A 19,265-nucleotide genomic window follows, 5' to 3' on the forward strand; every position below is an offset into this window, starting at 1 on the left:
CTCCTTACTTTTATTGTGCCTTTTTCGCTAAAGCTTTTTTCTCTAGTGTTTGATTGGCAAGTGTTGCATCGACATCTGCCTGCTGCTGGCGCTCGGCATCTGTTAAGTAGTATTCATCAGCAAAAGAGTTCTTCGGCTCTTCTAATGTGAAGTAACAAATAAGAAAACTAACAAACGCGCCACTAGCTAGAATGAAAAAGAATTGTTGAGGAGTAACAAAAGTGTAAAGTGTAAGGTAGATTGTTGCCCCTACGTTTCCATAAGCTCCAGACATTCCCGCAATTTGCCCTGTTAAGCGCTTTTTAATCATCGGAATAACAGCAAATGTTGCTCCTTCTGCCCCTTGAATAAACATAGATGTAAGAACGGTTATCGCAATTGCCAGAACAAGTGGCCAACTAGAATTCATCAAGCCCATTAATACTAGTCCAATGGAAATACCAAACATATAGACTAACATGACATTTCTACGACTTCCCATGCGATCTGAGAGGACACCGCCTAATGGTCTGGCAATTAAGTTAACAAAAGCAAAAGATGCTGCAATTAAGCCAGCTTGAGCAGCTGTGAGAGAAAATGTTAATTGAAAGAACATAGGTAGCATCGAGATAATCGCAAGTTCGGCACCGAAATTGGCAAAGTAGGTGCTATTTAACGCTCCAACATTTTTAAACTTATATTTGTCTTCCTCTGGTACACCTTGTTTCAGTCTAGGGATATTAACGATTAAGATATTGTAGATTTGATAGATTACGACAAGCAGAATGACTGCATAAATGATATACAAGGCTTCATTTGAAATAAAACCGAGACCTTCTAAGCGCCACGCGCTGACGGCTAGTGCACCACCAAGAGGAATCGTCCAGAAGATTAACTGCACTAAGTCGCCCCAACTGCTAACTTCAAGTGCGGATGTTTTCTTCGGCTTGACTAATGCTTTTCCCTCAGGAGTATCTCTCACACATAGATAATAGATAATTCCATATACGAAACAGATCACTCCCGTTAAGGCTAACGCATACCTCCAGCCATTGTCTCCACCTAATAGAGTTAGTGCGAACCAAGGTAATAACATTGCAGCTGCAGCAGAACCGAAGTTCCCCAGCCCCCATAAATGCCTTCTGCAAACCCGACATGCTTCGGAGGAAACCATTCAGCTACCATACGGATTCCAATGACAAAACTAGCTCCGATTGATCCAAGGATTAACCTGGAGATCATTAATTGCGCCCAAGTATCACCAAATGCAAAGACGAGGGCTGGAATAGACATGGTAATTAATAGCGCTGAATAAACAATTCTAGGGCCATATTTGTCTAATAATGACCCAATCAACACACGAGCAGGAATCGTCAAGACAACATTACAAATACCAAGTGCAGCGATATGCTGTGGAGTTAACCAACCCATATCATCCATCATCGTTGTAGCCAAAGGCGCCATACTATACCAAGCGAAAAAAGAAACAAAGAAAGCGAACCAGGTGAAATGTAAAACTTTAATTCGTTCACTTTTGAATTTGAAGATATCTGAAACTGTCATTACTTACCACTCCTTTTAAGGACAATTTTTTTTAATAGAAAAATGGCATCGGTTCGTTTTCAATGTTTGATATTTAAGCTCTAGTAAAAGTTAAAATCAAGCAGCTGCCTCCCTCGTGTAACAAGTATCTGAAATATAGTTTTATTGTTACATGTACTTTTCCGTATTGTCTGACTCTTTGATATAAAATATAACGCAGTTTTTTTAGAAGAAGTTGAAAATACCCTTCATAGGAGCAGTTCTTGAGTAGCATCAATTCCGATTGGATTGACATTAAGTGATGTCTAATTACCAGTGAGATCTGAATATTTGAAATAGATACAAAAAAGAGTGTTAGAAAATTTGACAGGTTATAACATGCATCCTAGATATTGGTTTAGGATAAAACATATAAATCAAAGCGTTATTTGCAAATCAATAACAAAGGGGAGTGATGAATGAATAAAGGAATGGTTTACTTTGTAGGAGCTGGGCCGGGGGATGCGGATCTCATTACCGTAAAAGGAAAGCGTGCACTGCAACTGGCCGATGTTGTTATATTTGACCGTTTAATCAACCCTTTTTTGTTAACGAATGTAAAAAAGGACGCAAAGTTGATCTATTGCGGAAAGCAACCGTGTAAACACACTTTACGACAAGAAGATATTCAAAAAGAGATTTTAATCCATGCTAGAAAAGGCAAGACCGTTGTCAGGTTAAAGGGTGGTGATCCTTCTGTTTTTGGAAGAGTTGGTGAAGAAGCCGAGCTGCTTGCAGACCATCATATTAACTATGAAGTTATTCCTGGAATAACAGCAGGAATTGCAGCAACAATGTATGCAGGTGTCCCTATCACTCATCGTAAACATTCAAATTCTTTTGCGGTCGTAACAGGTCATGGTAGTAAGAAGGATGGAACGCCAAACATTGACTGGGCGAACCTCGCAAACGGAGTTGAGACAATTGTCTTTTATATGGGAGTAAAGCATATAAGGACGATAACCTCTCAATTAATAGAACACGGAAGAGATGAGGGTACAGCCGGTTTAGTTATACAGTGGGGGACTTATAGCAGACAAAGAACGATTGAAGGAACACTTGCCACGCTAGCTAATCAGGTAGAACAGGCAAAAGTGACGAACCCAGCTATTATTGTGATTGGAAATGTTGTAAAACTCCGAGCAAACTTAGCTTGGTTTGACCAAAGGCCTTTAACAGGAAGGGGCATTATTGTCCCATCAAAGTCAAAGGCGAATAGAGAATGGGTGCAAAATTTGAAGGATAGTGGAGCCGATGTATTTGAACATGAATTTCTAACTGAAGATCCCATTGTAAACAATGAGGCTCTTGAATCGTTAAAACATCTCTCGCAAGAACATGAACTTGTACTACTTTCTTCAAAAAGTGTCCACCAATTTCTCCGAGCTATAGGGAAACATGGAATCGATCTTCGGGAGATTGGTGCATCGTTTGCAGCAATTAATGAAGAAGTAAAAGAAACATTAAAGATGGTAGGAATTCAATCTCGAATCCTTAGAAAGAAAAAGACAGAGTCAATGATTTTAATAGGTGGAGAATTAGAGATAGAGAGTGTGAGAGATCAATATAGATATTCTTCATTTATGAAGGCATTCATGTTAAGTAAACAGAAAGCAGCAGACAAAGATCGAGAAGCTTTTAACCGATTAGTAGATGAGCATCATGTTAATATCCTTCTTCTGACTAATCATTCTGAAGTGGTTCATTTCTTAAAGTTTGTAGAGCTAAGTGGAATCTCAAAAGAACAGATTATGAGCAATCTAAAAGTCATTTGTGTTGGAAGAGTATTAGCGTCAATTGTAGAAGCGAAAAAAGTATTTGTTGATAAATGTATTGAAACACAAGATGTCTCAGGCATCATTGCTGCACTAGAAGATGGGGTACTTGCAAAAGAAAGTTAAAGAGATAAAGGAGAGATGGACTGTGACTGAGAAACTCGTGCTAATTGGAAATGGTATGGCGGGAATACGGACAGTTGAAGAGATTTTAAAAAAGGATGCAAGTCGTTTTCAGATAACCGTATTTGGAGAAGAACCTCATCCGAACTATAACCGAATTATGTTGTCTTCCGTTTTGCAAGGAGATTCAACCGTTGATGATATTGTGTTAAATGATTATAACTGGTATGAGGAGAATCATATTGAGCTTTTAACAGGAGACCCAATTGTAAAAGTTGATGCAGAAAAGCAAGTCGTTTATAGCCAAAATGGGTTGGAACGTTCCTATGATAAATTGATTTTTGCAACAGGGTCAAATGCCTTTATGCTTCCATTGCCAGGTGCTGATAAAGAAGGGGTTATTGCTTTCCGGAATATTAAAGACTGTGAAACGATGATTGAAACATCGAAAAAGCATAAAAAAGCAGTTGTCATTGGAGGAGGATTGCTAGGATTAGAGGCAGCAAGAGGATTGCTAAATTTAAACATGGAGGTTGATGTCATTCACATTGCTGATTTCCTAATGGAAAGACAATTGGATGAACAGGCCGGAAAAATGTTGAAAACAGAACTGGAAGCGCAAGGGATGAGATTTCATCTAAAGAAAAACACGAAGCAAATTCTCGGAAAAGATCGTGTTCAAGGAATTGAATTTACTGATGGAACAAGTCTAGAGACGGACTTAGTTGTTATGGCGGTTGGAATTAAACCGAATATTGCTCTTGCCCAAGAGGCGGGTCTAACAACGGAACGAGCCATTGTCGTAGATGATTTTATGCAGACTAATGTGAATCAAATTTACGCGGTTGGGGAATGTGCGCAACATAGAGGAATTGCATACGGCCTCGTCGCTCCACTCTATGAACAAGGCAAAGTATTAGCAGCTCATATTTGCTCTGAAAACGAGTCTCTCGAGCATGGATATCAAGGCTCTCTTGTTTATACCCAATTAAAGGTTTCTGGAGTCAACGTATTCTCAGCGGGACATTTCCAAGATAGCAAAGAAACAAAAGCGATTCGTGTCCATGACGAATTTGAAGGCATTTATAAAAAGGTTGTTGTTCAGGATAACAAAGTTGTTGGAGCTGTCTTATTTGGCGATACGTCTGACTCTACTCGTTTGTTAAGCATGATGAGAAATGGTGATGATATTTCTGCGATGAGTAAAGTAGCCCTCTTACCATCTGAGAGTGGAGAGGCACAAGTAAGTCCAGTTGTGGCGATGGCAGATGGAGATAATGTATGTGACTGTAACGGAATCTCAAAAGGTGCAATTTGTTCAGCTATTACTGAAAATGGGCTTACAACAGTTGAAGAAGTGAAACAATGTACAACAGCAGGGCGCTCGTGCGGAGGCTGTAAACCACTTATTGCAGACCTTCTAACATTGACAACTGGAGAAGAAGTGGGCAATATGCCAGAACCGTTATGTGGCTGTACCGAATACACACATGAAGAAGTTGTTGCTGAGATTCGTGAGCTTGGACTCAGTCACCCTCGAGAAGTAATGAATGTGCTAGGGTGGGAGTCTGATGAAGGCTGCTCAAAATGTCGACCGGCCATTAACTACTATTTAAAGATGGTTGATCCAATCAAAAACGCTGATGACCCAACATCTAGATTTATTAATGAACGTGCCCATGCCAACATTAATCATAATGGAACTTTCACGGTTGTACCTAGGATGTACGGTGGTGTAACCGACTCAGGTCAATTAAGAAAGATTGCTGATGTAGCAGATAAATATAATGTACCTCTTTTAAAAATAACGGGAGGACAGCGAATTGACTTATTTGGGGTTGAAAAGGAAGATCTACCGAATGTTTGGAGCGATTTAGGTATGCGTTCTGGTTCTGCTTATGCGAAGGCACTTCGAACAGTTAAAACATGTGTTGGGGAACAGTTTTGCAGATTTGGTACACAAGATTCCATTGGATTAGGCGTTGAACTTGAGAAGAAGTTTGAGTATATTAATACGCCTCATAAAGTGAAAATGGCTGTCTCGGCTTGTCCGCGTAACTGTGCTGAGTCTGGTATAAAGGATTTCGGGGTTGTCGGAGTAGATGGTGGTTGGGAATTATATGTCGGCGGTAACGGCGGAGTAGACCTTCGCGGTGGGGACTTGTTCTGTAAAGTAAAAACGAAAGAAGAAATAATAGATACGATCAGTGCCTTTATGCAATATTACAGAGAAAATGCTAGATATTTAGAACGTACGTCTCACTTTGTTGAACGAGTTGGCTTAGATCAGATGAAGCAAGTGATTCTTGAAGATGAGGAAGGACGTAAATCACTAATTAATAGAATGGAGATCGCCCTTTCTACAGGTAAAGACCCTTGGAAAGAAATTGTTGAAAATGAGGAGTTACAAAAGGAATTTAAGAAAAAGCAAGTAGAAGTATTGTCTTAATGGGGGGAGCTAGAGTATGAGCAAAGTAGACCAATTGAAACGAGTAGAAGTAGCAGCGTTGCAAGACTTATCTGTTGGCATTGGTAAGCGGGTAAATGTTTCAGGAGAAGAAATTGCTTTATTTAAACAAAAAGGTGGAACGGTTAGTGCCATTCAAAATAGCTGCCCTCATAAAGGTGGGCCTCTCTCAGAAGGAATCGTAAGTGGTGAACATGTATTCTGTCCACTACATGATTGGAAGATTAATATGAAAGATGGTCAAGTGCAAGCACCGGATGTTGGTTGTGTGAAAAAGTATGAAGTAGAAATCGTTGGAGAGAAAGTATATATATTTGTAGATTAGTAAATGTAGAGGACCTGCTTTTTAGTGGGTCCTTTTGCTTGTATGAAAAGTTTGAAAGGTTGTTTTGTTATTGTGTTTGTGTTTCGGTCGGCAGTTTGAGCTGACTTCTGTTATTGTAAACAAGCAATATTACATGTATGACTTTAATAATGGCAACAATGACAGTGACAAAAGAAGCTTTTCTATAGATGGATTCCGCACTGAAACCGTTTTATTATAAAGATAGAAAGAGGAACAACTAATGAAGAACTTCATGTAGAAGGGAGATAGATCAAAATGGCAACAACTAATTCAAATTCAAATGTCAAAGTGAAGATCCAACGCTTTGGTAGTTTTTTAAGCGGCATGATTATGCCGAATATTGGAGCATTTATTGCTTGGGGTCTTATTACTGCGTTATTTATTCCAACGGGGTGGTATCCAAATGAAAACTTAGCTGAACTCGTTGGACCAATGATAACGTTTCTGTTACCGCTTTTAATTGGTTATACAGGTGGTAAGATGGTGTACGATGTACGAGGTGGTGTTGTTGGGGCGACTGCAACAATGGGGGTTATTGTTGGTGCGGATATCCCGATGTTCTTAGGAGCTATGATTATGGGACCGCTCGGTGGTTGGCTCATTAAGAAGTTTGATAAAGTAATGGAGAACAAAGTGAAGTCTGGATTTGAGATGTTAGTTAATAACTTCTCAGCTGGAATTATTGGAGGGGCATTAACTCTTATTGCTTATATTGGTGTAGGGCCTGTTGTCTATAGTTTAAACCAAACACTTGCGACAGGCGTTAATTTTCTTGTTTCAAACAATTTATTACCATTTGCAAGTATTTTAATTGAACCAGCCAAAGTATTATTTTTAAACAATGCGATCAACCATGGTATTTTAGGGCCAATTGGAATTGAACAAGCAGCAAGAGAAGGTATGTCAATTTTATTCTTGCTTGAATCAAACCCTGGACCAGGGCTAGGTATTTTGCTTGCCTTCATGTTCTTTGGAAAGGGAATGGCTAAGCAAACGGCACCAGGAGCAACAATTATCCACTTCTTTGGTGGAATTCATGAAATTTACTTCCCTTATATTTTAATGAAACCAGCTCTTATTATAGCTGCGATTGCAGGGGGAGCTTCAGGGGTTTTCACTATTTTATTATTCAATGGTGGACTTGTAGCGGCACCATCACCAGGAAGTATTATTGCCATTTTAGCTATGACTCCAAGAGGTGGTTATTTAGCAGTAATCGCTGGTGTACTAGTAGCAACAACTGTATCGTTCTTAATTGCTTCTATTATTTTAAAAGGATCAAAGTTAACGGGTGATGAGGATCTTACAAAGGCTGCAGCTCAAACGTCTGCACTTAAAGGGAAAGAAAGTAAAGCATCTGCTTTAGTTAAAGATGACCAAGTTCAAGTTGAAGCAACAGAGAAAGTAGAACAAAAAGAGTTGGAAAAAGAGAGTGTTAATAAAATTATCTTTGCATGTGATGCCGGTATGGGTTCAAGTGCGATGGGTGCATCAATTTTAAGAAACAAAGTGAAAAAAGCAGGATTAACGATTGATGTTACAAACACGTCCATTACGAATATTCCAGCTGATGCCGATGTTGTCATTTCTCACAAGGATTTAACAGACCGTGCGAAGGAAAAGCTACCAACAGCTGTTCATATTTCGGTTGAGAATTTCTTGAACAGTCCTAAATATGATGAGCTAATTGCAAAGTTGAAGTAATTAATTAATGGAGGGTGACAACGTGCTGTCGCCCTCCATTTCTTTTGAAGTGAATCGTCTTGCTATTTAAAAATGGCAACAATGAAATAGACGAAAGTGGATTTTCCTTTGATTGAAGAGATAAAATAGCTCGATTATGATAAGAATATGATTATATTATTTTAATTTTGTCATCATCCATTTGAGGGAGCGGGGTGAGAATATGTATATTACAGCAAGGGAAAGACAGATATTGGAAAAGTTACTTTCAACAGAAGGTGAAATAACAGTAAAGGATCTTGCTAGTGAAATAGATGTTAGTGTTCGAACGATTCACCGTGATCTTAAAGGTGTGGAAGACATTTTAAAAGAGTATGATCTTAGGCTAATCAAGAAGTCTGGTGTGGGTATTCATATTCTGGGAGATGACGAACACATTGACCAATTAAAAATGTTTCTCTTTAATTTAATTCATAATGAATATTCTCCGGAAGAACGTCAAACAATTATTGCCTGTTCCTTGCTTGAAGCTTCTGAGCCTGTAAAACTAGTTGCTCTTGCCAATGACTTAAACGTCACCATTGCGACCGTAAGCAATGACCTAAATAAAGTAGAAGAACAATTGATGAATTATAACAATCTTTCACTTGTTAGGAAAAGGGGCTATGGTGTCGAAATAACGGGCGATGAAGTCGCCAAACGCAAAGCGATGAGTTCAATTATTTCTGAACATGTTGATGAATTTGACTTACTATCGCTCATTAGAGAGAACATACAAAAGAAGTCAACTTTGCAAAAGGATTCTGTTTCAGAGCGTTTATTAGGTTTAGTTGATAAACGGAATTTACTCATCGTTGAAAAAGTGGTTGAAGAAATGAATAAAGAGCTTCCTTACTCGATTGCTGATAGTGCCTATATGGGTTTAGTTGTTCACTTGGCATTGGCGATGGAGCGAATTGTAAGAGGTGAGAATATCTCAATTGACCACGAATATTTAGCAAGGCTTGAAAACACGGCAGAATTTAAGATCGCTGAGAAAATCATTGAAAAATTACAACAGGCATTCCAAACTCAGATTCCTAAAGCGGAAGTCGGTTATATTACGATGCACTTGCGTGGAGCGAAGTTAAGGCATGACAGTGAGTATTTAATAGAAGATACGAGCCTTCAGATTGCCTTGAAAGCAAAAAGCCTTATCGATTTTGTTGAAAGAAGAACGGGACGAGCATTAACAGACAATCATTCCTTATTACAGGGACTAGTCGCACATTTAAGTCCAGCGATTTTTCGGATTAAACAAAATATGGGAATTACCAATCCGTTGCTTGCGAAAATTAAGAGTGATTATAAAGAGTTGTATTCGATTGTTAGAGACGGTGTACAAACGATCTTCTCTGATTTGCAAGTACCAGAGGAGGAAGTGGGCTACTTAGTTCTTCATTTTGGAGCGGTCTTACTGAGTAATAATGAAAAGGGATCGATAAAAGCGCTTGTTGTTTGTTCGAGTGGCATTGGTACATCTAAAATGCTGGCAACGAGGCTGAAAAAAGAAGTGCCTTCAATTAAAGAAGTACGAAATGTATCATTATTTGAGCTTCACCAAATGAATAGAAGTGAATATGATCTAATTCTATCGACTGTACGAATTCCCAATATTGATCAAAAGTATATTTTGGTCGATCCATTTCTGCCAGAAGATGAAGTAAAGAAGATAAAAGCATACATTGCTGGATATAGACAAAGCCTACTTGCAAACAAGGAAAAGTCACAAGATGACATGGTGATTGAAACGTTATCGACTAAAGAGAAAACCATTTCAAGAGTAAGTCAAATCAAGGAATATAGTGAGACCATTTTAACGATCTTAAATGGCTTTGAATTGATAACTGTAGAAGAAAAGAGAAATCTTGAAGCGATATTGCAAAATTTATGTGAATCTCTATATCAACATAACGTCTTAACAAACAGTGAAGATGTTGTGAAAGCCTTGTTGAAAAGAGAAGAGCTTGGGGATTAGGAATACCTAGTACTCGATTCGCTTTGTATCATACACGTAGTGAAGCGGTTTTGAAACCTTCTTTTACGATTGTAGCACTTGATCATTCACTGAAAATGAGTGCGATGGACCAGTCTCATATCGAGGTCGATTCGGTCTTGGTCATGCTTTCTCCAACGACTGTTTCAAATGAGGCATTGGAAGTGTTAAGCCAAATTAGTGCAGTTATTATTGAAAATGAATTTAGTATCCTTAGATTTGAGTCTAAAGATGAGACCAAAATTGCTTCTCATTTAGCCTCTAAACTAGATACGTTCTTATATGAAAAAATAAATGAAATTAGGAGTGAATAAGAATGACATTACCAATCTTATCAAAGGAAAATATTGAACTAAACAAAAAAGTAGACACAAAGGAAAATGCAATCAAAATGACAGGGGAATTACTGGTTGCTAGAGGTTATGTTGAGCCTTCTTATATCGATAGAATGCTTGAGCGTGAACAATTAACTTCAACTTATATGGGCAACTTTGTTGCAATCCCACACGGTACGGAAGAAGGGAAGCAATCTGTAAAGGAATCTGGAATTGCGATTATACAAGTACCAGAAGGTGTTGAATTTGGAGAAGGTAATGAAGTGAAGCTATTAATCGGTATCGCGGGAAAAGGAGACGAACATTTAGATATTCTCTCACAAATTGCTATTGTTTTATCAGAAGAAGAAAATGTTGAAAAAATTGTAGCAGCAACATCGGAAGAGGAGATTCTTGCCTTTTTTGAAGGGGTGAACTAATATGCGAGCTGTCCATTTTGGTGCTGGAAACATTGGAAGAGGTTTTATTGGTTTATTATTAAATGAATCTGGCTTCCATACAACATTTGTTGATGTAAATAGTGAGATTGTCGAATTGCTTAATGAAAGACAGGAATATAAAGTTGTGCTCGCTGCGAATTCAAAAGACGAAGTACTAGTTAATGATGTGTCGGCAATTAACAGTATAACCGAGAAAGAGTTAGTAATTGAAGCAATAGCGAAAGCCGATCTTGTGACAACAGCTGTAGGGCCTAATATATTAGCTGTAATTGCTCCTTTGCTTGCTAAAGGGTTGAGTGAAAGAGTAAAAGAGAACCGCACGCCTCTTAATGTTATCGCTTGTGAAAACTTAATAGGAGGAAGCACATTATTAAAAGAACATGTGTATAGCCATTTAAGTGAAGCTGATCAAGCGCTTATTAAGCAACTAGTTGCTTTTCCTGATGCGGCTGTTGATCGCATTGTACCAAATCAATCCAATGAAGATAAGTTACTTGTTATGGTTGAACCGTACTATGAATGGGTGGTAGACGAGTCGATGTTAATTGGGGAGAAGCCTGCGGTGAAAGGGATTACGTATGTAGAAGAGCTAAACCCATACATTGAGCGTAAATTGTTTACTGTCAATACAGGTCATGCTGTTACAGCCTATTTAGGTTATCATTACCAGATATCATCGATTGATCAAGCTGTAAACAATGACGAGGTTAGAGTATTATTAGAACAAACATTAAATGAAACAGGCGAGTTACTCGTGAAGAAACATGGTTTTAATAAGGAAGAACACCAAACGTATATAGGGAAGATCATTGAGCGCTTTAAAAATGTGTATCTAGCTGATGACGTTACGCGAGTAGGGAGAGGTCCACTTCGAAAATTAGGTCCTAATGATCGTTTAGTAGGACCGGCGAAGCAATACATTGAAGTCGTTCAGAAACAGCCTGTTTATTTAGCGAAGTCGATTGCTGCAGCCTTACACTATGATGTGAAAACAGATGAAGAAGCTGTGAAAGTCCAGCAGCTATTGGCTGAGAAGGGACTTCAACATGCCATTTCTGAAATTACAGAATTAATTCCTTCGGATCCACTTTTTGAATTAATTGTCGAGCAATATCAATTATTAAACTAATTTATTAGCTACCTTGGATTTATCTAGGGTAGCTTTTTTCCTTTATCAATGGCATGTCCCTGTCTGATGAAAATTTACGTTATAATAGAAGTAGAAAATACAAACGGAAGGGACGTACTAAAATGAGTTTAGAAAACAAACGTGTCGTACTAGCTGCCTCAAGAAAAACAGAGGAAATGAGTTTATTAATCGAAAAGCAAAAAGGAACTCCGCTCGTCCGTTCTCTTCAAGGTACGGTTTTCTTGAATGACGAACAAGTAAGAGAAGATTTAAAGCAGATGGTCCAACAAAAATTTGACTGGATGATTTTCACAACAGGTATTGGAACGAATAAGCTTCTAGAATTAGCAGAAGAAATGAACGTAAAAGGTCAATTGTTAGACGTGATCCGCCAATCTAAGGTTGGAGCAAGAGGGTATAAAACGTTTGCTGCTCTTAAGCAAATAGATGTAAAACCTGCAGCAAAAGATGAAGATGGAACGATTCGTGGATTAATTGAATCGTTGCAATCAGTTGATTTTAAAGGTAAAAAAGTGCTAGTTCAGCTTCATGGAGAAAACGCACCAACATTGATTGACTTTTTAGAAGAGGCTGGGGCTGAAGTGATGCAAGTGTTACCTTATAAACATGTGGATCCTGACCCGCAAACGGTGGAGTTATTTTGTCAGGAGTTAATAAACAATGAGATTGATGCAGTCTGTTTTACAGCAGCTATTCAAGTCCGTTCCTTCTTCAAATATGTTCGAGAGAAAGAGTACTTACCAAAGGTTATAGAAGCTCTAAATAAAGATGTAATGGCGGTTGCTGTTGGGAAAGTAACAGCAGAAGCTTTATCTGATGAAGGAGTAGAACGTATTGTGTCACCTGAACTAGAAAGAATGGGTGCCATGATTATTGAGCTGAGTAAGTATTACGAAGAGCATAAATAACATAACGTAATACGCTGTTTTCGTACAAACGATAGTAACGGAAACAGCGTTCCTTTGATTCATTTTGTAAGCGTGTTAATGAGAATAAACATGAAACAGGAAGTGTTAGCAATTGAGTGAAATAGATTTTTCGATTGAACGATTAAGTGAGTCTGCAATTGTCATTTCTTTCGGTAAACAAATCCATCCACGTATTTTACAAAAAGTCAGGTCACTATCAAACTATATAGAAGAACACCGATTTCAAGGGTTCATTGAACTTGTTCCAAGCTTTGCCAGTGTAACAATTTTCTTCGATCCTATGAAAATAAAGATGACGGCTGTTCGTGTTCTTTTAGAAGAAACAGTTAAAGGGTTGAAGCTAGAACATCAAGTGGAAAGGAGAGAGATTGTTATACCGGTTTGTTATGGAGGAGAACTGGGGCCAGATTTAACATTAGTTGCCAAGCATAATCACCTAACAGCAGAAGAGGTCATTGAAATTCATTCGAATTCTAGCTATTTAGTCTATATGATTGGTTTCGCGCCTGGATTCCCTTATTTAGGGGGGCTATCTGAGCGGATTCATACTCCGAGAAAAGAAGTTCCACGCTTAGGAATGCCCGCTGGTTCTGTAGGAATTGGAGGTAGTCAAACTGGAATCTATCCGATTTCGACTCCAGGTGGTTGGCAAATAATTGGGAAAACCCCGTTTGAATTGTTCCGTCCACATCATCAGTTTCCTAGTTTACTCCAGGCGGGAGATACTGTTCGGTTTCAGCCGATCTCAAGAGAGAGATATGAAGAGTATAAGGAGGAGCGAGGATGACATTAACGATTTTAAAGCCCGGACTCCTTACAACGATTCAAGATTTAGGCAGAGCAGGTTATTTGCAACAGGGGATCATTATGAGTGGGGCAATGGATACGATTTCCCTCCGTCTTGCCAATTTATTAGTTGGAAATGCTGAAGGAGAAGGTGCTTTAGAGATCACTTTAGCTGGTCCAGAGATCTTTTTTGAAGAGAATACATTGATAGCGATAACAGGGGCAGATTTGTCACCGACAATTAATCGGCAAAGCATTCCTTTATCAAAGCCAATTTATGTCCAGAAAGGGTCCATTCTCTCCTTTGGCCCTGCTAAACAGGGGTGCAGAAGTTACCTCGCTGTCGGAGGGGGATTTAAGATTCCTAAAGTGTTAAATAGTGTAAGTACTTATTTACGAGCAAAAATCGGTGGTTATAATGGACGAGCGCTTCAAGCGGGAGATGTGCTTTCTGTAAGTGCACAGTCTAAAAGACCGGTGTATATTAAAAAAAATTTGACTATCGAAAAAGGAACTCATTTTAAAACGACAAGTTGGATAGTCAGTCCCGATATTACTGCCAACCTACAAGAGAAAGTGGTTCGATTGTTACCTGGGCCGCATCTGAAACTTTTTAAGGAAGAAAGCATAGCGGTATTACAACAGCAATCATTTCAAATTACGGCACAATCAGATAGAATGGGGTATCGTTTGAAAGGGCCACCTTTACAATTAAGAACACCAGTGGACCTATTATCAGAGGCTGTGACATTTGGGACAATTCAAGTTCCTGCCGATGGGCAACCGATCATCTTATTAGCAGATCGGCAAACAATTGGCGGCTATCCACGTATTGGCCAAGTTGTGTCAGTAGATCTACCAATTGTAGCTCAGGCTAAACCGGGAGAAACCCTTTCTTTTAAAATGATTTCGTTTGAAGAAGCTGAAAGGCTCTTTGTAGAACGGGAGAAACAATTAGCTCAACTGAAAGCAGCGATAAGGCTAAAGAGTTTATATCAATAGTGCCGATAAATAGGGGGATTATGATGAGATCTATAGATTTAAATTGTGATCTTGGCGAGAGTTTTGGTGCATTTAAAATCGGACAAGATGAGTTTGTATTAGAATACATTACTTCTGCTAATATCGCGTGTGGTTACCATGCTGGAGACCATAACACGATGGCAAAAACAGTAAAGATGGCAGCAGAGAAAGGGATTAAGGTAGGTGCACACCCCGGCTATCCTGATTTAATCGGATTTGGTAGAAGGTTTATTGAAACCGACCCAATAGACATCTATCATCTAATGGTCTATCAAATAAGTGCACTAAAAGGGTTTTGCGATATAAATCAAGTATCCCTCGAACATGTAAAACCACATGGGGCATTGTATAACAGAGCAGCGGTAGATCCATATACAGCCGAGGCGATTGCTAAGGCTGTATATGATGTTGACAGGAACCTCGTTTTATATGGATTAGCAGGCAGTGAACTAGTTAAGGCGGGTACATCAATTGGTTTAAAAGTCGCAAATGAAGTCTTTGCCGATCGGACGTATCAGGCAGGTGGAACCTTAACGCCTCGTAATGAAGATTTAGCGCTCATTCATAACTCAAACGAAGCCTGTAAACAAGTCATCCAGATGGTTCAAAGTGGAACTGTTAAGGCGGTTGATGGTTCGACGATACCGATAAAAGCCGATTCAGTGTGTATCCATGGGGATGGTCCTGAGGCACTGAAATTTGCTAAGGATCTCAGAGAACAGTTGGAACAAAACGGGATTAAAATAGCGCCTTTTCAATAGTTGAAGGCAGAATGAAGTAGTCAACACGACCTTTTCATTCTGCCCTTTTTTATTAGAGGAACGGGAATTTATAATTATTAAGTCATAGTGATAAAAGCTTATCTTTGGTTTTTTTACCAGAAAGATGTTCTCAGCTAAATCCCTAGAGCTTATAATAATTCTTGATAATTTGATAAAAAATGGAAAGTGCTAATAGATAGCATAAGGAGTGGCGAAAGATGAAGAAGAGGGTTACGAGGAAAACGAGTAAGGCATTAGTAACGTTTATGGGAGCTATTGCTTTTATGACGGCATGTAGCAGTGCAACAGACAGTGGGCAGACAAATGAAAATGAGCCGGAGGTTGTAGAAGCAACGAGTGAAAACCTTACTATAGAAGATGAACAAGAAGCTGAGCAAGATGAAGGAAAGGAAGAAATCCAAGCTGAACCCGATCAAGGAAAAGAAGCGAACAAAACGGAATTACCAGAGAAACTTCAAGTAGACCAACAGTTAATTCACGATAATGGAACGGTAGCAACAATTGAAAGCATTGAATTTGGAGAAGAGGTTATAACCGTGAATGTCAATGTTAAGAATGGGCGACTTGGTGATATTTTCTTCGCCCATACTGGTAGAAAAGGTCTTGTCCTTGAAGATGATACAGGTGTTCAATATCCGTTTCTTCCGCCTAATGATAACGAAGGATTAATGATTGGAACAGGTGAACAGTTATCTGGTGCACTCGTCTTTCTTGGTAGGGTAAATGGAGAAGCTAAGGAATTGAGTTTAACGGTTAATCCACATCGTAAAGACGATAACGAAAGAACATCTACTCCTTACTTTTTCTTTGAGTCAATTGAGATTCAACGATAAGTGAGGATCTAATCATGAGAAACTGTATTGGAAAGACTCTTAGTTTGGTTTTAATAAGTGTCGTTTTTTATGCTTGCGTCAGTGCTTTATTGAGTGAAGCTGTAACAGCGATGCCAAATGACCAACAATTAGATGTAGAGGCGATCAGTGTTGTAAAGGTAACAGAAATAAGTAGTCAATCACAGGTGTATATAACAAAAATGTCAACAAGTAGATTTTTTATAAAGGATATTGATGTATCTCAAGTTGAAAAAGATATTTTAGAAACATTGGGCGAATTTCATGCTGTAATAGAGGAAGAAACGACGACGTTAACGCTGCCTGACAATATTCTCTTCGAATTTGACTCTTATGAACTGTTGCAAGAGGCAGATAAGGTCATTGAACAACTTGTCCAAGTGATTGAAGCAGCAGAAGGCAAGGTTGCAATTGAGGGACACACCGACCAGATCGGTGATGCGGCATACAATCAACAGCTATCCGAAAAGAGGGCTCAGTCTGTGCTAGAAGCCTTGATCAAAGAGGGGATAGATGAAAAACGTTTAGAAGCAATCGGGTACGGTTCACAAAAGCCAATTGCTAATCATATACGTCCTGATGGATCTGACGATAAAGAGGGCAGACAGAAAAACAGGCGTGTTGAGGTAAAGGTAAAAGGTGTCTTTTAGAAAAGCGTATCAAAAGGTTACCAGTGAAAGAAATTTGAATTGTCATTAGAGGTTGTCTCAAAGGGTCAGAAAGTGATGTGACCTTCTTGAGACAACCTCTTGTTGTCTGTGATGGTTTTTTTATAAATCTATTATAAAAAAATTTCAAGAGATAAAGGGTAAAGTAACAAACGGTTGAATATCTTTAAGTGATTGGCGAAAGGGGGTATGGTGATATGGAGGTAGAGTTGAAGTCTTTAAAGGAAGAATACGCTGAGCAATTATTTGCATTTGAGCTTGAGAACAGAAGATTTTTTGAACAATTAGTGTCTAGTCGGGGGAGGATTATTACAGTTATAACAATTTTAAGGAAGGTCTGAATGTATTAATAGAAGAACAGCAAAAAGGTGAAGCCTTATACTTCTTGATTACTAATAAAAAGGCTGAAATAGTTGGGCGAATCAATTTGTTTAGTATTCATAGAAACCCTTGTTTGACTGGCGAATTAGGATACCGTATTGGGGAGCCTTATATACGTAAAGGAATTGCAACGAAAAGCGTGGCTGCTTTACTAGAGAAAGTGAAAAAAGAGAACAAGTTGACTAGAATCAATGCTAAAACGACAAGCCATAATATCGGCTCCCAGCGTACACTACAAAAAAATGGATTTTTTCTGCACTCTGTTGAGAAAGATGCTGCACAGCTAAATGGCCAAAAGTATGAATTATATTATTATTGTTGGAGTAATGATTCTACAATCATTTAGGAGGTTGTCTAATTTGCTTGGGTGACAGAGAGAGTAAGGTAGGTGGGAGAGTGGATGGCTGAACAAATCAAAAATCAACACCATTCTGAGGAGATCTGGGTGACGCGACTCTTAAATGAACAACAGCGAGCTGGAGGATGGATTCGATTAGTAGCAGGGTTTTTTGACTTTATTTTTTTAGCACTCGTTATGATCGTGACAAGTACCATTACAACATTTTGGATGGTTGTACAATCAGAGGCACCCTCAGATAATATAGAATTTATAAGAAGGTATATGTGGGAGCGCGAATTTCATCTATATGTGATAAATTGGTTAGTTTTATTGTTTGTATTTCTCCTTATTCATTTTATTTATGCTCTAAGAGGGAAAAGGACAGTTGGGATGCGGATTGTAGATGTTTATGTCTATAATGAAAAAGCAGAGAAACCGACTGTAATTCAGTTCTTTAAGAGAGAAATGCTGAAATACTTATTACTTCCTTCATTTTTCATGTCCTTTGCTGCACAAAGAAGGCCGTTATATGATAAATGGTCAAAAACATATTTAGTAAAATAAGGTTAATGGTTATCGGGATCCTGGTTTGAGAATATATAAAAAGACACGTAGGTTAAAATAACCGACGTGTCTTTTTATACCCAATTCTCTCCCCATGACTGAATAGATTCAATAACGGGTTTTAACGCAAGGCCCTTTTCTGTTAATTCGTATTCAATCCGTACAGGCTTTTCAGGATAGACATTTCGTACGATAATCTTTTGAAGTTCTAATTCCTTCATTCGTTCTGTTAAAATGCGGTCACTCATCTCAGGGATTTGAGCTTTGATTTCTTTAAAGCGCTTTGGGCCGTCTAATAGCACTCTAATAATTAAGCCGGTCCATTTTTTTCCTAAAAGATCTATTGCTACCTCGTATTTAGGGCACATTTGACTGTAATCCATCTTATCACCTCAACTCATTTTAGTTTACCACAGGAAATCATGAACGATAACTATTCATAGTAAACTTCTTCTTAGTTTCATGTAAGGATGACCTTTTTTTGACATTACGCATATAAAATAATACAGGAGCACTGGGATACTTACTATATGGAGGGGTGCCAATGTTTCAGAAAATGGTTGTAGCAGTTGATGGGTCAAATCAATCACTTAGGGCGGCAGAGCAAGCCATTTTTCTAGCGGAGAAATGTTCTGCTCATGTATATGTTGTTTATGTTGCTGAAAGAATTGGATTAAAAGCGGAAGTGATAGATTCATGGGATTTATATGGTATTACAGAGCAAAGAAAAAGAAGAGTCAGGCTCATTGAGAAGCAGGCTCGAAATAAGGGTATTTCTTATGAGGTGAAAATTTTAAGAGGGGAGCCGGCATCGACTATAATTAGGTTTGCAGAAGAGGAGTATGCCGACCTGATCGTAATTGGAAGCAGAGGGCTTAATCAATTTCAACAGCTGATAATAGGAAGTGTTAGTCATAAAGTGATGAAAAAGGCGAAATGCTCTATTATGCTTATTAAATAGCAAGGAACGTGTGTGACTGGTTGTTTCAAAGATCAATTGGATCTAAAGGAACAGCCCTTTTTTAAT

21 protein-coding genes are annotated in these 19,265 nt (G+C 38.6%); 18 read left to right on the top strand and 3 right to left on the bottom strand.

Going from position 1 to position 19,265, the window contains the following annotated elements; genetic code table 11:
- Window positions 1-10 precede the first annotated feature (10 nt).
- Both BkAM31D_RS01080 and BkAM31D_RS24105 read right to left on the bottom strand, forming a co-directional pair.
- Window positions 11-1,075 carry an MFS transporter gene (locus BkAM31D_RS01080; RefSeq protein WP_257391619.1) on the bottom strand — a complete coding sequence of 355 codons (1,065 nt, stop codon included), beginning with the start codon at window positions 1,073-1,075 and terminating at the stop codon, window positions 11-13.
- Window positions 1,051-1,542: an MFS transporter gene (locus BkAM31D_RS24105; protein ID WP_257391620.1), complete on the bottom strand. Its 492-nt coding sequence runs from the start codon at window positions 1,540-1,542 to the stop codon at window positions 1,051-1,053. The genes BkAM31D_RS01080 and BkAM31D_RS24105 overlap by 25 nt, the downstream gene beginning before the upstream one ends.
- Window positions 1,543-1,979: 437 nt before the next feature.
- On the opposite strand from BkAM31D_RS24105, the gene cobA reads away from it, so the two are divergent.
- The 17 genes from cobA to BkAM31D_RS01155 all read left to right on the top strand — a co-directional run bounded on the left by cobA (window position 1,980) and on the right by BkAM31D_RS01155 (window position 18,238).
- Window positions 1,980-3,461 (top strand): uroporphyrinogen-III C-methyltransferase, encoded by a 1,482-nt coding sequence (gene cobA, locus BkAM31D_RS01085; RefSeq protein ID WP_066159344.1) that lies wholly within the window; start codon window positions 1,980-1,982, stop codon window positions 3,459-3,461.
- Window positions 3,436-5,907 (top strand): nitrite reductase large subunit NirB, encoded by a 2,472-nt coding sequence (gene nirB / locus BkAM31D_RS01090; protein WP_066159348.1) that lies wholly within the window; start codon window positions 3,436-3,438, stop codon window positions 5,905-5,907. Before cobA ends, nirB begins: the two co-directional genes overlap by 26 nt.
- A 16-nt stretch (window positions 5,908-5,923) precedes the next feature.
- The gene (nirD, locus tag BkAM31D_RS01095; protein ID WP_066159350.1) at window positions 5,924-6,250 is read left to right on the top strand and encodes a nitrite reductase small subunit NirD; all 327 of its coding nucleotides are present in this window, start codon (window positions 5,924-5,926) and stop codon (window positions 6,248-6,250) included.
- Between the two features lie 276 nt (window positions 6,251-6,526).
- A complete protein-coding gene (locus BkAM31D_RS01100) occupies window positions 6,527-7,975 on the top strand; it encodes a PTS mannitol transporter subunit IIBC (protein ID WP_066159353.1) in 1,449 nt (482 codons plus the stop codon).
- A 202-nt stretch (window positions 7,976-8,177) separates the two neighbouring features.
- Window positions 8,178-9,971, top strand: coding sequence for a BglG family transcription antiterminator (locus tag BkAM31D_RS01105; protein ID WP_257391621.1), 1,794 nt, complete (start codon window positions 8,178-8,180; stop codon window positions 9,969-9,971).
- A 2-nt stretch (window positions 9,972-9,973) separates the two neighbouring features.
- Window positions 9,974-10,303 carry a PTS sugar transporter subunit IIA gene (locus BkAM31D_RS24110; protein ID WP_257391661.1) on the top strand — a complete coding sequence of 110 codons (330 nt, stop codon included), beginning with the start codon at window positions 9,974-9,976 and terminating at the stop codon, window positions 10,301-10,303.
- Between the two features lie 2 nt (window positions 10,304-10,305).
- Entirely contained in the window at window positions 10,306-10,743 is a 438-nt protein-coding gene (locus BkAM31D_RS01110) for a PTS mannitol transporter subunit IIA (protein ID WP_066159362.1), read from the top strand.
- Between the two features lies 1 nt (window position 10,744).
- Window positions 10,745-11,893, top strand: coding sequence for a mannitol-1-phosphate 5-dehydrogenase (locus BkAM31D_RS01115; RefSeq protein WP_066159365.1), 1,149 nt, complete (start codon window positions 10,745-10,747; stop codon window positions 11,891-11,893).
- A 122-nt stretch (window positions 11,894-12,015) separates the two neighbouring features.
- A complete protein-coding gene (locus BkAM31D_RS01120) occupies window positions 12,016-12,822 on the top strand; it encodes a uroporphyrinogen-III synthase (protein ID WP_066159369.1) in 807 nt (268 codons plus the stop codon).
- Between the two features lie 112 nt (window positions 12,823-12,934).
- Window positions 12,935-13,630, top strand: coding sequence for a 5-oxoprolinase subunit PxpB (gene pxpB, locus BkAM31D_RS01125; RefSeq protein WP_066159372.1), 696 nt, complete (start codon window positions 12,935-12,937; stop codon window positions 13,628-13,630).
- Window positions 13,627-14,631, top strand: a complete 1,005-nt coding sequence (locus tag BkAM31D_RS01130) for a 5-oxoprolinase subunit C family protein (RefSeq protein ID WP_066159376.1) — start codon at window positions 13,627-13,629, stop codon at window positions 14,629-14,631. The genes pxpB and BkAM31D_RS01130 overlap by 4 nt, the downstream gene beginning before the upstream one ends.
- Before the next feature lie 23 nt (window positions 14,632-14,654).
- Window positions 14,655-15,413, top strand: coding sequence for a LamB/YcsF family protein (locus BkAM31D_RS01135; protein WP_066159378.1), 759 nt, complete (start codon window positions 14,655-14,657; stop codon window positions 15,411-15,413).
- Between the two features lie 218 nt (window positions 15,414-15,631).
- Window positions 15,632-16,267 (top strand): hypothetical protein, encoded by a 636-nt coding sequence (locus tag BkAM31D_RS01140; protein WP_066159381.1) that lies wholly within the window; start codon window positions 15,632-15,634, stop codon window positions 16,265-16,267.
- 14 nt (window positions 16,268-16,281) lie between these two features.
- Complete coding sequence (locus BkAM31D_RS01145; RefSeq protein ID WP_066159385.1) at window positions 16,282-16,935, top strand: OmpA family protein; 654 nt, start codon at window positions 16,282-16,284, stop codon at window positions 16,933-16,935.
- 215 nt (window positions 16,936-17,150) lie between these two features.
- Window positions 17,151-17,294 carry a hypothetical protein gene (locus BkAM31D_RS23370; RefSeq protein ID WP_157108270.1) on the top strand — a complete coding sequence of 48 codons (144 nt, stop codon included), beginning with the start codon at window positions 17,151-17,153 and terminating at the stop codon, window positions 17,292-17,294.
- A gap of 44 nt (window positions 17,295-17,338) precedes the next feature.
- On the top strand, window positions 17,339-17,680 hold the full coding sequence (locus BkAM31D_RS01150; RefSeq protein ID WP_180319890.1) for a GNAT family N-acetyltransferase: 342 nt from the start codon (window positions 17,339-17,341) through the stop codon (window positions 17,678-17,680).
- 54 nt (window positions 17,681-17,734) lie between these two features.
- Complete coding sequence (locus BkAM31D_RS01155; RefSeq protein ID WP_066159397.1) at window positions 17,735-18,238, top strand: RDD family protein; 504 nt, start codon at window positions 17,735-17,737, stop codon at window positions 18,236-18,238.
- Window positions 18,239-18,312: 74 nt separating this feature from the next.
- Here BkAM31D_RS01155 and BkAM31D_RS01160 read toward each other — a convergent pair whose 3' ends face one another.
- Complete coding sequence (locus BkAM31D_RS01160) at window positions 18,313-18,621, bottom strand: winged helix-turn-helix transcriptional regulator (protein ID WP_066159400.1); 309 nt, start codon at window positions 18,619-18,621, stop codon at window positions 18,313-18,315.
- A 161-nt stretch (window positions 18,622-18,782) separates the two neighbouring features.
- Here BkAM31D_RS01160 and BkAM31D_RS01165 point away from each other — a divergent pair, with 161 nt between their 5' ends.
- A complete protein-coding gene (locus BkAM31D_RS01165; RefSeq protein ID WP_066159403.1) occupies window positions 18,783-19,199 on the top strand; it encodes a universal stress protein in 417 nt (138 codons plus the stop codon).
- Window positions 19,200-19,265 lie beyond the last annotated feature (66 nt).

Source organism: Halalkalibacter krulwichiae (genome assembly GCF_002109385.1).
Classification (GTDB): domain Bacteria; phylum Bacillota; class Bacilli; order Bacillales; family Bacillaceae_D; genus Halalkalibacter; species Halalkalibacter krulwichiae.

What these genes read in the sequence shown, in the direction of transcription:
- nirB (WP_066159348.1), top strand. Translation starts at nt 3,436, where the DNA reads ATGGGGTACTTGCAAAAGAAAGTTAAAGAGATAAAGGAGAGATGGACT.
- BkAM31D_RS01120 (WP_066159369.1), top strand. Translation starts at nt 12,016, where the DNA reads ATGAGTTTAGAAAACAAACGTGTCGTACTAGCTGCCTCAAGAAAAACA.
- BkAM31D_RS01080 (WP_257391619.1), bottom strand. Translation starts at nt 1,075, where the DNA reads ATGTTATTACCTTGGTTCGCACTAACTCTATTAGGTGGAGACAATGGC.
- BkAM31D_RS01135 (WP_066159378.1), top strand. Translation starts at nt 14,655, where the DNA reads ATGAGATCTATAGATTTAAATTGTGATCTTGGCGAGAGTTTTGGTGCA.
- BkAM31D_RS23370 (WP_157108270.1), top strand. Translation starts at nt 17,151, where the DNA reads ATGGAGGTAGAGTTGAAGTCTTTAAAGGAAGAATACGCTGAGCAATTA.
- BkAM31D_RS01115 (WP_066159365.1), top strand. Translation starts at nt 10,745, where the DNA reads ATGCGAGCTGTCCATTTTGGTGCTGGAAACATTGGAAGAGGTTTTATT.
- BkAM31D_RS01155 (WP_066159397.1), top strand. Translation starts at nt 17,735, where the DNA reads ATGGCTGAACAAATCAAAAATCAACACCATTCTGAGGAGATCTGGGTG.
- BkAM31D_RS01140 (WP_066159381.1), top strand. Translation starts at nt 15,632, where the DNA reads ATGAAGAAGAGGGTTACGAGGAAAACGAGTAAGGCATTAGTAACGTTT.
- BkAM31D_RS24105 (WP_257391620.1), bottom strand. Translation starts at nt 1,542, where the DNA reads ATGACAGTTTCAGATATCTTCAAATTCAAAAGTGAACGAATTAAAGTT.
- BkAM31D_RS01105 (WP_257391621.1), top strand. Translation starts at nt 8,178, where the DNA reads ATGTATATTACAGCAAGGGAAAGACAGATATTGGAAAAGTTACTTTCA.
- nirD (WP_066159350.1), top strand. Translation starts at nt 5,924, where the DNA reads ATGAGCAAAGTAGACCAATTGAAACGAGTAGAAGTAGCAGCGTTGCAA.
- BkAM31D_RS01145 (WP_066159385.1), top strand. Translation starts at nt 16,282, where the DNA reads ATGAGAAACTGTATTGGAAAGACTCTTAGTTTGGTTTTAATAAGTGTC.
- BkAM31D_RS01160 (WP_066159400.1), bottom strand. Translation starts at nt 18,621, where the DNA reads ATGGATTACAGTCAAATGTGCCCTAAATACGAGGTAGCAATAGATCTT.
- BkAM31D_RS01110 (WP_066159362.1), top strand. Translation starts at nt 10,306, where the DNA reads ATGACATTACCAATCTTATCAAAGGAAAATATTGAACTAAACAAAAAA.
- BkAM31D_RS01130 (WP_066159376.1), top strand. Translation starts at nt 13,627, where the DNA reads ATGACATTAACGATTTTAAAGCCCGGACTCCTTACAACGATTCAAGAT.
- cobA (WP_066159344.1), top strand. Translation starts at nt 1,980, where the DNA reads ATGAATAAAGGAATGGTTTACTTTGTAGGAGCTGGGCCGGGGGATGCG.
- BkAM31D_RS01100 (WP_066159353.1), top strand. Translation starts at nt 6,527, where the DNA reads ATGGCAACAACTAATTCAAATTCAAATGTCAAAGTGAAGATCCAACGC.
- BkAM31D_RS01165 (WP_066159403.1), top strand. Translation starts at nt 18,783, where the DNA reads ATGTTTCAGAAAATGGTTGTAGCAGTTGATGGGTCAAATCAATCACTT.